This window comes from Serratia sp. MMO-28, from assembly GCF_037199905.1.
Lineage (GTDB): Bacteria > Pseudomonadota > Gammaproteobacteria > Enterobacterales > Enterobacteriaceae > Chania > Chania oryzae.
Map to the genome: position 1 here is coordinate 93,413 of NZ_JBBCVB010000022.1, position 10,932 is coordinate 104,344.

Genomic DNA, 10,932 nt, shown 5'->3' on the forward strand with positions numbered 1-10,932 from the left:
AACCTTAAGGGTATTGCCCGCCCTGATGTTCCTCTACGGAAAGAGTGGCTGCGCGGAAACTGCAGCCGCTCTTGAGATCTTTCACCTTCATAACGTATTCACCGGCCGCATCCATTTTTACCGTGAAACTGCCTGCGGCGGGGATAAACACTTCTGTTGATTGCTTTGGCGCGAGAGTGTTCTCTAATTTGACCCGCACGGCAAACGCGTTATGCCGGTTATCCAGGGTGAATTCCCGCAGAGCCCCCCCTGCTTGCCCTGCTGGCTGCTGCAGATAACCGGCGACGGCAGGCCAGGGTTGCCCTTGATTATCGATCAGTGGCCCGCCGCAATGCTCACGGGCTTCGCGCAACGGGATTTCGCGCTGGATAAGGTAATGCTGTGCGGCGAGCGGTGCGCTGTCTTCAAGCTGTTGTGCATACCGATGGTATTTGGCGGCAAAAATGCCAACCGCAACCAACATAAAGAAGATCAGGATCGTCAGGCGATTTTTGAAGATCGGTGCGAACAGCCTGCCAGGAAGTTGAAACAGCCAACTGGCGATTCTCAATAACATCGTTCTCCCTTAGTGCCCAATGGGTGACACCATTTTCCCCAGTATAGCCAACATCCTGCCAGCCTAAATGAGTTGCGGGAGTTTTTGACAAAACAATTGTACGATTTTTTACGTTTGTGTACATTTGTGATCATTCTATCGCCACTGGGTAGTCATCATGGCCAAATTGCTGCCAAACGAACGCCATCAAGCCATTCTCAATGCTCTACAACGGCAGGGGCGGGTGTTGGCAGCCGAAATGGCTGTACAACTGAACACCACCGAAGCCACCATTCGCCGCGATTTACGTCAGTTGGCCGCGCAGAAGCTGTGCAAGCGGATTTATGGTGGAGCGCTGGTGCCCACGCCAGCCAGCGGGCAGATCGTCGATCGCCTAGCGTTGAGCAGTGATGAAAAGCAGCTGCTGGCGCAGGCCGCCCAGGCGCTGATTAGCCATGGGCAGGTGATTTTTCTCGATGCCGGCAGTACTCATCTCTATCTGGCCGATCTGTTGCCGCGCAACCAGCAACTCACCGTGGTCACCAATGCGCTGAGCATCGCCAGCCGGTTGTTGGAAAGACCGGGGCTGCGCACGATTCTGATCGGCGGTGAAATTGATGCGAATGTCGGGGGGTGCGTTGACGCCAAAGCGGTGACGGAGATCGGCACATTTCATTTCGATATCACCTTTATCGGCGTCTGTGCGTATGAGGCGGCGAGCGGTTTCTCTGCGCTGCATTACCAGGAGGCGCAGTTTAAACGGCAGGTGCTGGCGCGCAGCGGCAACGTGAGCGTGCTGTGCACCCGCGACAAACTCAATACTTATGCTCCCTATGGCTTCCTGCCCGCCAGCCGGGTCGACAACCTGGTGACGGTGCGCGGCGCACATCCAGAACTTGAACAGCAGGTGACGCTCAGCGGCGGTAACCTGCTTTCCATCCCTCAACCTCACGGAGAATGACGATGAAAATAGCTCATGTCGCCATATGGACGCAGGATATAGAGGCGCAGGTTGCCTTCTGGCAGCGCTATTTTAACGGTGTTGCGGGCGAGGAGTACGTGAGCCACAACCGCCCTGGGTTTGTTTCGCGTTTTGTTCACCTGGCTGACGGGCCAGCGCTGGAAATCATGAAGGTTCCTGGTTTGCTGCCGGGCAAGCAAGGGGAGGAGCGGATCGGCTGGGCGCACATCGCCCTGTCATTGGGCAGCGAGGCGCGGGTAGACGAACTGGCACAGCGGGCAAAACAGGACGGTATTCTGCAGGCTGCACCGCGCTGGACCGGCGACGGCTTCTATGAGGCGATTATTCGCGATCCTGATGGCAATGCCATTGAGATCACCGGCTGATACCGTCTTTTCAAGTACGGTAAACAGCTACTTGCACTGAGTTGTGCGCAATGTGCTGGGGGCGATAATGTGATTCGTTGATATTTACGCTTCTTTACCGTGTAATCGATTGAAATCTCAGCACTCCTATTACATATAATGGAGCATTCAGCCACAAGGAGGGCATATGGGAATCAGCGAAGAAGAGTCGATCCGCCGTTTAACCCACGAAAAAAATGCCGTAGGGAATGCGGCGAAATGGGTGGCGATTGTTTCAGCCGTTTACTTTATTTTGATGGTGTTTTATGGCCACCCCGCCGGGGTATTGACCATGTCCGGGGCCATTTTTGTTGTTTCAGCCGCAACCTGGTTGAAGAAACGCAAGAAGGTGAAAGCTTACCGCATGGCGCTGGCAAAAATCAGCGATAGTGAAACCCCCTAAACAGCGGCGCCACCGCCTGGCTTCACTTGGGAGATATACCCAAAATAATTCGAGTTGCAGCGGCCCCGAAGGGGGGATGGGCCGAGTAACAAAGCCAACGCACATGCAACTTGAAGTATGAAGGGTATATGAATTTGTTACCAGTTACGGCAAAGGCATTAACATGACCAGCTTCAACCCGTGGTGCTCGGCAGGGTAGAACGTGACCTGCTGATAATGCAACTCCCCCTGCTGCGGGTGGGTAAAGGTGCGTTCCCCGCCTTCGCGTGCCATCACGTCCTGCTGTTTCCACCAATGATGAAAGGCTTCGCTGTTGTGCGTCATATTGCGTACAAAGGCGCGTATTTCTTCGGTTCCCTGATGATGGCTGGTTTCGGCGCGGAACTCGGCCACCACTCGTCGCGCGCGATCTTCCCAATTGCTGACCAGTGTCCTGGCCTGCGGGTGGAAGAACATAAAATGTAACAGGTTCGGGGTTTTGGCCTGATTCAGCCAGCCGCTGAACAGCGTTTCTGCCTGCTGATTCCAGGCCATCATATTCCAGGTCAGATCGAGCAGGTAACAGGGTACTCTCATCTGATGCACGCTTTGCAGCACGGTAGCGTTAACCGTTTCCTGTAATTGTTCCAACTCCGGGTCGGCGATGCGCGCCAGCGTAAACAGGTAATGACGTTCGGCATGGCCGAGGCGCAGCGCTTTGGCAATCCGCGCCAGCGTGTAGGGCGAAATAGAAACCTCCCGCCCTTGTTCGATCCAGGTATACCAGGTTGCGCTGATGCCGCTGATTTGCGCCAGTTCCTCACGGCGTAAACCGCTGGTGCGGCGGCGCGGAGCCGTGGGCAGGCCCAGCATTTCTGGCGTTACCCGCTCCCGGTGTGCGCGCAGAAAGGCGCCGAGGGCTTTGGGGCCGGATAAAGCGTCTGATTCCATAGGGTGGTACCTGTTGATACTAGGATAAGTGCTCATATTGTACCCGTATAGCAAGTTAATTATAGTCGCTGAAAACCATCCGGCACATACCATAACGGGAGTAGAGATGAGCATTAGCGACAGCCACAAAAACGCGGTCGAACGTCAGTTCGGCGAACAGGCTCACGCCTATTTAACCAGTGCGGTACATGCACAGGGCAAAGATCTGCAACGTTTGGCGCAATTGCTGGAAGGCAGCAGTGAAGCACGGTTGCTTGATGTGGGGTGTGGGGCAGGGCATGCCAGCTTTACTGCTGCAGCACGGGTGGCGCAGGTAGTGGCTTACGATCTGTCCGCGCAGATGCTGGACGTGGTTGGCAAAGCTGCCGCAGAGAAAGGGTTGGGTAATGTACAGGTGCAACAAGGCGTAGCGGAGCGGTTGCCGTTTGATGACGCCAGCTTTGATGTGGTGATCAGCCGTTACTCGGCGCATCACTGGCACGATGTGGGCCAGGCACTGCGCGAGGTGAAACGGGTATTGAAACCCGGTGGCCGTGCCATTTTCATGGATGTCGTTTCACCGGGCCATCCTCTGTTGGATATTTATCTGCAAACCGTTGAGGTGCTGCGTGATACGTCACATGTGCGTAACTATGCTCCTGGCGAATGGTTGGGGATGTTCACTGAAGCTGGGTTGCTGGTTCGAGAGGTGACGGCGGATCGCCTGGAGTTGGAATTCAGCAGTTGGGTGGCGCGGATGCGTACCCCTGAGCATTTTGTCATTGCCATTCGCGCCCTGCAGCAAGGGGCGGCAGAAGATGTGCGCCAACATTTTGCCATTCAGGCCGACGGTTCGTTCACCAGCGATATTATGATGTTTGAGGTTACCAAGGGGTAAAGGGCCGCAGGGCAGCCCGGTGTGAGCTGCCCTGAAAAGAGCACTCCCTGCCGGTGCACGCTTGTCTGTCGCACCATGAATAACAATCAGTAAGAATGCGATCAGAACTAACTCAATGACGATAACCGCTTGCAGGGAATATCCATCTGGTGAATGTTCCCCGTAGCCATTGGCAGCAAAACCGGTTTTACCGCTGGCCACTAAATAGGGCACCGCGCCTGCTGCAATTTGTTATTGCAGGGTTCCTGACTGAGCAAATGCCTGCAAGCGGTAAATAAACACTGCCGAATAAACTTACTTGAGTAAGCGCGTCAGGCTTGTGAATGTAACCGGTATTCCTGCGACGCAAAAAGTGAAGAGCATGTACCTGAAATAATTCGAGTTGCTTGTAAGCGGTAAACATCTCAATCCCTGGGAGCATAGCGAACTATAATGACCAAGGTGAACGTGTGCAGCTAATACCCAAGTAACATGAAGTATGATGGGGATAGAGATGTATCGCCGGAGCAGCTTGATTGCTGCAGTGCCTGTCAGGGGGCAGAGGCTCAGAGAGTGGCGTCATGGCAAACACGGAAAGCAACTGTTAGAACACAACTGAGCAACTCACTGGTGGCATCAGCATGTCTTCTGGGTGAAAGTTGCCAATGTGCACTGTAAAGTGGAGTTAAAATTGCTTAAAAATGAAAGCGCTATTCTCTGGCCAATTAAATAAGTTTTTATTTCCATAAAATAAGGCATAAAATTTTACTATAAATAAAGTTTGGCGCTATCAGGAAATAATTTTTCTCCCTTCCTCCTTGTTTTACTCACAATGATTGAGTTTCTTTACATTGGATGACGTCCGTTTTCATTGGCTGGCCAATAATTAACAGCACTGAGAACGAGTTAACACGCAAAACAACGGAGTCAATCATGAAACTATTACCTTGCATCGCAGCCACACTGATCGCTACCGCTTCATTCTCAACGCTGGCAGCGGGGATGTCCGCTAAACAGGTCGACAGTGCCCAAGCCAGCACTATGCAAAGCATGGGGGTTATTTCGGTTTCTGGCATCAGCGGCTCACCCGATGATGCTGTCAACGCTTTAAAACAGAAAGCCGTGCAAGATGGTGCAACCCACTATCGGATTATTGGCCTGGATAACCCAGGGGATTCCAGCGATTGGCGCGGTAATGCAGAAATCTACCGGTAATAATACACCAGCAGTTCGGCTCGCTATATTGGCGAATATAATAGACGGCTGCGGATGATAATCTGACCAGTAATGCCAATGAGGGTTATTGGTCGATTATTATTGCAGCCTTTATACCCTTGCCGGTTCTAATCAGAGCCGTTTCTCCATCACCACCACCTGTTCGCCATGCTGATGACGTTGTTCGATGGTTTGCCAACCCCAAGCGGCATACAGCTTTTCTGAACGATCGGTAATCAAATGCAGAACGGAGTAACCACGCTGTTGCGCAATCAAGACAATGGCTTGCTCCAACTGCTGAGCGATACCCTGCCGCCGGTGGTCTGGATGCACAAAAACGCCCGCTAACCAGGGGGAAAGATCCTTTCGGTGATGATCGTCACTCGGCCACAGGCTGGCCATGCCCAAGGGGCGATCGCCGTCTATCATCATCAACGTCAGGTAGTCATCGCTGGGTTTGCTGCACAGAGTAAAACGCTGGCGGGTGCGCTCCAGCGAACCACCGCGTTGTGAGCCCCACTGGCCGAAGGCCCAGGCGGCGCATACGTCGGCCAATTGTGGGTATTCGGTTAACGGAACAATTTGTCGTGCCATTTATCCCTCCCTTATTCGCTCAATGTAGCCTGTTTTTTCTGCTGTTAGCGAACGCTTTTGTCGGCGCTCTCTCTGCACTGCGGGGGGACTCAGAGTCACAAGGGTTCCTGCTAGCGGGAAAGTCTGCTTAAATGGCGCGCTCTGGCCTTACAGGGGAACGATTGCGGGCCAGGTTGACGGTGGTTGTGGCGGGTAGCCGCTGCGCTGTAAAATTTACACCGTCGTAAAGATTGAAATACAGAGTGGGGGCGGTATGATGCAGCAGCTATCGTTCGATCTGCCTGCCAGACATCCTGCTGGCAAACCAATGCCTACAAGCTACTGCACAAGGGACAACCCGTAATGACACAAACCATTTTTATGGTAGGCGCGCGCGGAGCCGGTAAAACCACGGTGGGGAGCGCGTTAGCGCAGGCCCTGGGTTATCAGTTCATTGATACCGATTTGTTTATGCAGCAGGCTGCGCACATGAGCGTGGCGGAAATGGTGGCGCAAGAAGGGTGGTTAGGGTTCCGCCGTCGTGAATCCCTGGCTTTGCAAGAGGTGACTCAGCCGTCAACCCTGATTGCCACGGGGGGGGGTATGATCCTGGCGGAAGAGAACCGTCGGTTTATGCGCCAGCAGGGAACGGTGATTTATCTGCGCGCACCTGCCAGCGTGTTGGCACGTCGGTTGGAAGACTATCCACAAGATGCGCAGCGCCCGACATTAACAGGCCGCCCGATCGCCGAAGAAATGCTGGAAGTGCTGGCGGCGCGCGAGGCGCTGTACCAGGAAACCGCGCATTATGTGATGGATGGAACCCTTCCTCCGGCCCAGGTGGTTGAACAAATCCTCGCGGCTTTGCACTGTGAAACGGTGAGATAAACTTCCTCTGGGGCACCTTTTGGGTGGCCCCGTTTTTACCTTGGCCTATTCCCAAGCGTTATATGTTCCTCTCATTCGCCCCCATTGTTCACCTTTTGATCATTTCTGACGTAACGATCTGTATTAGCATTTTGTGCTGATATTTATATTCGCAAGCGGACATCTGCAAAGTTTAATTGGTAATCACTTTGCGTTCTGTGTCGTATTTTCTTGAGTGAAGAATTATTTACTGAGGTTGCTTGTGGCGGTGGGAAATAAATACCTTGACGCTCAGTGCTGTGGGTTTTAGTTTCTAAATATCGATTAGGAACTTAGTTCCATATAATGGAACAAGGTGCATGATGACCACATTAGAGAATGCCTCAGCGGTGTTAAAGCTATTTTCTCAGCGGCGTATGACTCACGGCCAGCCGGGAATTTCATTCAGTGATGTGGTCGAGCAACTTGGGTTACCAAAAAGCACGGTTTCGCGCCTGTTGCAAACCATGGAAGGCCAAGGGATGTTGGAGCGCGATCCCGAAAGCCGCCTGTATAAGATTGGGCATCTACTGCTTTCGGTTGCCAGCCATTATCTGTCAACGCCGCTGGTGGAAAGCGCCTCGGTGCTAATGACTCAGCTCAACCAACTGACCTTTTGCACCGGTTATATTGCGATGCTGGAAGGGCGCGAGAGCCGGGTGATGCGCACCTTCCCTGGCCGCCATTTCCTGCAGGTGGTCACACCGGTAGGCGTTTGTTCTCCAGCAGCAGAAACCTCGGTGGGGCGGGCGATGCTGGCACGCGAAAGTGATGAACAGGTGTGTGAACGTTTTGCCGCAGGCTATCAGGCCACTGCGGCCAACTCACCGCAGACGTTGGATGCGCTACTGCAAAAATTGGCCCAGGTGAGGCAGCAGGGCTGGTCATTGGCGCGTAACGAAACGCTGCCGGGGATCAGTTCTTTGGCAACGTCAGTAACCAATAAACACCGCAATGAGACGGTGGGGTTATGCTTATCCTTCCCCTCACAGAGCGAAGAACAGCCATACTTACCTCAGGTTCTTGAGGCATTGCTGGCGGTTTCCCGGCAACTGGCAGTAAGGCTTGGTGATGAGTACTGGCAACAGGTGGTATAGGTTTATAAAACAGCGTTACGGTTGAATTAATTTGTGTTTCAACACCAGGGGTATTTACAGACGATTTAATTGCCGGGTTGTAATTAAATCAGACCAAGGCAGGCAATAAATAAACCATTTCACTGTAAGTTCCAAATAATGGAACTGCAGCGGCGCTTGATACCTGAAATATTATTTTTGCCAAAAAACAGGAATATTCAGGGACAACTGTTTATGAAACCAGAGACAAGCATTAATCCGTTAAAAGATATCGGCACGCTGCTGGTGATGGTGCTGTTGTCGGTCATCGGGGCCATTATCGGGGTGCAGCTGATCACCACTCTGGGGGTGACGCCCAATACCTCGATTATTGGTGCGCTGTTCGCCATGTTGCTGGCGCGTATTCCGCTGCAGATGTTCCAGCGTTACCGCTCAATACATACCCAGAACCTGGCACAAACGGTGATTTCTTCTGCCACCTTTGGTGCCGCCAACAGTTTGCTGATGCCGATTGCCGTTCCTTATGTGATGGGGCAGCCCCAACTGATTATGCCGATGTTCTGCGGCGTGGCTGCCGCGATGTTGCTGGATGCCTACCTGCTGTATCGCCTGTTTGACACCAAAGTGTTTCCGGCGGCCAATGCCTGGCCACCGGGCGTGGCCGCCGCAGAGGCGATCAAAGCTGGCGATCGCGGTGGTAAGCAGGCCTGGCTGCTGGTGGTGGGCGTGGTGATTGGGGTCGCCGGTTCGATGCTTAAAATCCCGATGGCGGCTTTTGGTACTGCGTTTATTGGCAACATCTGGGCGCTGAGCATGTTCGGCATAGGCCTGTTGCTGCGCGCCTACGGCCAACCGCTGACGGGGGTGGATCTCAATGCGCAGTATATTCCGCACGGTGTGATGGTTGGCGCAGGCCTGGTGGCGCTGATTCAGGTGGTTCAGGTGATCCGCAACAAGAATGCGGATAACGCTTCCACCCATACGCAGCCCGACAGCGAAGTGCGTAGAGCGCTGGGGTTAGGGGCTGCGGGCTATGTGGCGATCGCCGCACTGCTGGCGCTGGCGGGGGGGCTGTACAGTGAAATGTCGTTGACCATGCTGCTGTTGTTTGTAATTTATGCCGCTTTTGCCGCCTTCGTGCATGAGCTGATCGTCGGGATCGCGGCAATGCATTCCGGTTGGTTCCCGGCCTTTGCCGTGGCGCTGATCACCTTGATTATCGGTATTCTGCTCGGCTTCCCACCGTTGGCGCTGTGTATTCTCACCGGTTTTACCGCCGCTACGGGGCCCGCATTTGCTGATATGGGGTTTGACCTGAAAGCGGGCTTTATCCTGCGTGGTTACGGCAAGGATTTGCAGCAGGAACTGCTGGGGCGCCGCATTCAGCTGATTGCCGCGATGATCGCTTTTGTGATCGCCATTCCGGTAGTTTATTTCTCTTACACCAGCTATTTCCTGCAGGATCTGGTGCCACCGGTGGCGCGTGTGTATGCCAAGACCATTGAGGCCGGAGCGCAACCGGGCATCGCCTTCAACCTGCTGATCTGGGCCATTCCAGGGGCCATCGTGCAGTTTATCGGTGGGCCAAAACGCCAGCTTGGGGTGTTGCTGGCCACCGGTTTACTGATTAACAACCCGTTGGCAGGGTGGGCGGTGGTGGTCGGCATTACGTTGCGTATCCTGATCATCAAGCGCTGGGGGGATCAAGGCCGCACCCCGATGGAGATCATGGCGGCCGGGTTTATTGCCGGTGACGCGTTGTACAACTTTTTCAATTCCATTTTTTCCAGTAAAGGGAAATAACGCTGGGGCATGAATACACCAGACAAAATTTGCGAGGTATAGGACATGAGTTTGCAACAAACGCTGCAGGTTTTTGAGTTAATCGACAACGCCTATGTGAGCGGCCAGGATGTCGTTGATTTATTCGCATCATATCCGGCGGTCAAAGCCAGTACCCAGCGCGCCACGGGTACAAAAGGATCAACCGATTTTGTCCGTATTGAGATCGCTGGCAGCGCGGGTAAAAGCGTGGGCGGCAGCGCGCCGACGTTGGGGATCATTGGCCGCCTGGGGGGCATTGGCGCACGCCCGACGCGCATCGGGCTGGTTTCTGATGGCGATGGCGCCATTGCCGCGATAGCCTGCGCCCTGAAGCTGGCAGAAATGCAGCGCAAAGGCGACGTGCTGCCGGGAGACGTGATTATTACCACCCATATTTGCCCGAACGCCCCCACGCGCCCGCACGATCCTGTGGACTTTATGGATTCGCCGATCGACGACGTTACGATGAATGATAATGAAGTGGTGCCGGAAGCGGATGCTGTTTTGTCGATTGATACCACCAAAGGTAACAGGATCATCAATCATAAGGGTTATGCGCTGTCGCCGACGGTGAAAGAAGGCTACATCCTGCGGGTAGCGGAAGATTTGCTGCGTATTATGGAGATGACCAGCGGCCGTGCGGCAGTAACATTTCCGATCACCACGCAGGACATTACCCCTTACGGCAATGGTGTGCATCACCTCAACAGTATTCTGCAACCCTCAACGGCCACCAAGGCACCGGTGGTTGGCGTGGCGATCTGCACGGAATCGGTGGTGCCGGGCTGCGGTACCGGGGCTAGCCATGAAGTGGACATTGCATTGACGGTGAAATTTGCCGTAGAAGTGGCGAAAGAGTTTGGCCGCGGCACCTGCAGTTTTTATGACGCGGCTGAATATGCCCAGTTGCTGGCGCTGTATGGCAGTATGAGCCATCTGCAGCAGCGGCAATAAGGTTAATGCTTGAGAAATATCTGTCCTCTGAACCTGTTTTTCATTGAATACTGTTAACCGTTTGGGGCCTTCTGGCCTAATGCTTGTCAGCTAAACGCAAAACTGCATAATCGTGTGAAATGCTAAAGGAGCTGCCCCCTCTCCCCGTGGGAGAGGGCCGGGGGCTTGTAGTGCGGTGTTCATCCCCTCACCCTAACCCTTGTATGTTTGTAGTTGATGTAAAAAGATAGGTTGTACCGTGTTCTTACCCGGCGTGGCAGCACGTACGCCCTCTGGGACACCAAGCCCGTGGGAG

The 10,932-nt window shown here is 53.8% G+C and carries 12 protein-coding genes and 1 pseudogene; 9 read left to right on the top strand and 4 right to left on the bottom strand.

All coding sequences use genetic code 11. From position 1 onward, the window contains the following. Positions 1 to 4: 4 nt before the first annotated feature. Entirely contained in the window at positions 5 to 556 is a 552-nt protein-coding gene (locus WG891_RS18985) for a hypothetical protein (RefSeq protein WP_337264077.1), read from the bottom strand. 157 nt (positions 557 to 713) lie between these two features. Here WG891_RS18985 and WG891_RS18990 point away from each other — a divergent pair, with 157 nt between their 5' ends. The 3 genes from WG891_RS18990 to WG891_RS19000 all read left to right on the top strand — a co-directional run bounded on the left by WG891_RS18990 (position 714) and on the right by WG891_RS19000 (position 2,303). Beyond that, on the top strand, positions 714 to 1,496 hold the full coding sequence (locus WG891_RS18990; protein ID WP_337264076.1) for a DeoR/GlpR family DNA-binding transcription regulator: 783 nt from the start codon (positions 714 to 716) through the stop codon (positions 1,494 to 1,496). A 2-nt stretch (positions 1,497 to 1,498) separates the two neighbouring features. Continuing rightward, on the top strand, positions 1,499 to 1,882 hold the full coding sequence (locus WG891_RS18995; protein WP_337264075.1) for a VOC family protein: 384 nt from the start codon (positions 1,499 to 1,501) through the stop codon (positions 1,880 to 1,882). Between the two features lie 166 nt (positions 1,883 to 2,048). Next, positions 2,049 to 2,303: an ABC transporter ATP-binding protein gene (locus WG891_RS19000; protein ID WP_337264074.1), complete on the top strand. Its 255-nt coding sequence runs from the start codon at positions 2,049 to 2,051 to the stop codon at positions 2,301 to 2,303. 144 nt (positions 2,304 to 2,447) lie between these two features. On the opposite strand, the gene WG891_RS19005 is transcribed toward WG891_RS19000, so the two are convergent. Then, positions 2,448 to 3,233, bottom strand: coding sequence for a helix-turn-helix transcriptional regulator (locus tag WG891_RS19005; protein ID WP_337264073.1), 786 nt, complete (start codon positions 3,231 to 3,233; stop codon positions 2,448 to 2,450). A 106-nt stretch (positions 3,234 to 3,339) separates the two neighbouring features. On the opposite strand from WG891_RS19005, the gene WG891_RS19010 reads away from it, so the two are divergent. Beyond that, on the top strand, positions 3,340 to 4,110 hold the full coding sequence (locus WG891_RS19010) for a class I SAM-dependent methyltransferase (protein ID WP_337264072.1): 771 nt from the start codon (positions 3,340 to 3,342) through the stop codon (positions 4,108 to 4,110). A gap of 39 nt (positions 4,111 to 4,149) precedes the next feature. Here WG891_RS19010 and WG891_RS19015 read toward each other — a convergent pair. After that, a pseudogene (locus WG891_RS19015) lies at positions 4,150 to 4,338 on the bottom strand (aquaporin); the annotation flags it as partial. 684 nt (positions 4,339 to 5,022) lie between these two features. Here WG891_RS19015 and WG891_RS19020 point away from each other — a divergent pair. Next, complete coding sequence (locus WG891_RS19020) at positions 5,023 to 5,304, top strand: DUF1471 domain-containing protein (RefSeq protein WP_337264071.1); 282 nt, start codon at positions 5,023 to 5,025, stop codon at positions 5,302 to 5,304. 132 nt (positions 5,305 to 5,436) lie between these two features. On the opposite strand, the gene WG891_RS19025 is transcribed toward WG891_RS19020, so the two are convergent. Next, the gene (locus WG891_RS19025) at positions 5,437 to 5,898 is read right to left on the bottom strand and encodes a GNAT family N-acetyltransferase (RefSeq protein ID WP_337264070.1); all 462 of its coding nucleotides are present in this window, start codon (positions 5,896 to 5,898) and stop codon (positions 5,437 to 5,439) included. 342 nt (positions 5,899 to 6,240) lie between these two features. Between WG891_RS19025 and aroL the strand changes: the two genes are divergently transcribed. From aroL to WG891_RS19045, 4 genes are all read left to right on the top strand, one after another. Further along, a complete protein-coding gene (gene aroL / locus WG891_RS19030; protein ID WP_337264069.1) occupies positions 6,241 to 6,765 on the top strand; it encodes a shikimate kinase AroL in 525 nt (174 codons plus the stop codon). Between the two features lie 341 nt (positions 6,766 to 7,106). Continuing rightward, entirely contained in the window at positions 7,107 to 7,880 is a 774-nt protein-coding gene (locus WG891_RS19035; RefSeq protein WP_337264153.1) for an IclR family transcriptional regulator, read from the top strand. A gap of 213 nt (positions 7,881 to 8,093) precedes the next feature. After that, a complete protein-coding gene (locus WG891_RS19040) occupies positions 8,094 to 9,662 on the top strand; it encodes an OPT/YSL family transporter (protein WP_337264068.1) in 1,569 nt (522 codons plus the stop codon). A gap of 45 nt (positions 9,663 to 9,707) precedes the next feature. Beyond that, complete coding sequence (locus WG891_RS19045) at positions 9,708 to 10,637, top strand: DUF1177 domain-containing protein (RefSeq protein ID WP_337264067.1); 930 nt, start codon at positions 9,708 to 9,710, stop codon at positions 10,635 to 10,637. The last annotated feature ends 295 nt before the right edge of the window (positions 10,638 to 10,932 follow it).

Excerpts from the sequence above, each read along its gene's own strand:
- WG891_RS18985 (WP_337264077.1), bottom strand. The coding sequence starts at position 556 with ATGTTATTGAGAATCGCCAGTTGGCTGTTTCAACTTCCTGGCAGGCTG.
- WG891_RS18990 (WP_337264076.1), top strand. The coding sequence starts at position 714 with ATGGCCAAATTGCTGCCAAACGAACGCCATCAAGCCATTCTCAATGCT.
- WG891_RS18995 (WP_337264075.1), top strand. The coding sequence starts at position 1,499 with ATGAAAATAGCTCATGTCGCCATATGGACGCAGGATATAGAGGCGCAG.
- WG891_RS19000 (WP_337264074.1), top strand. The coding sequence starts at position 2,049 with ATGGGAATCAGCGAAGAAGAGTCGATCCGCCGTTTAACCCACGAAAAA.
- WG891_RS19005 (WP_337264073.1), bottom strand. The coding sequence starts at position 3,233 with ATGGAATCAGACGCTTTATCCGGCCCCAAAGCCCTCGGCGCCTTTCTG.
- WG891_RS19010 (WP_337264072.1), top strand. The coding sequence starts at position 3,340 with ATGAGCATTAGCGACAGCCACAAAAACGCGGTCGAACGTCAGTTCGGC.
- WG891_RS19020 (WP_337264071.1), top strand. The coding sequence starts at position 5,023 with ATGAAACTATTACCTTGCATCGCAGCCACACTGATCGCTACCGCTTCA.
- WG891_RS19025 (WP_337264070.1), bottom strand. The coding sequence starts at position 5,898 with ATGGCACGACAAATTGTTCCGTTAACCGAATACCCACAATTGGCCGAC.
- aroL (WP_337264069.1), top strand. The coding sequence starts at position 6,241 with ATGACACAAACCATTTTTATGGTAGGCGCGCGCGGAGCCGGTAAAACC.
- WG891_RS19035 (WP_337264153.1), top strand. The coding sequence starts at position 7,107 with ATGACCACATTAGAGAATGCCTCAGCGGTGTTAAAGCTATTTTCTCAG.
- WG891_RS19040 (WP_337264068.1), top strand. The coding sequence starts at position 8,094 with ATGAAACCAGAGACAAGCATTAATCCGTTAAAAGATATCGGCACGCTG.
- WG891_RS19045 (WP_337264067.1), top strand. The coding sequence starts at position 9,708 with ATGAGTTTGCAACAAACGCTGCAGGTTTTTGAGTTAATCGACAACGCC.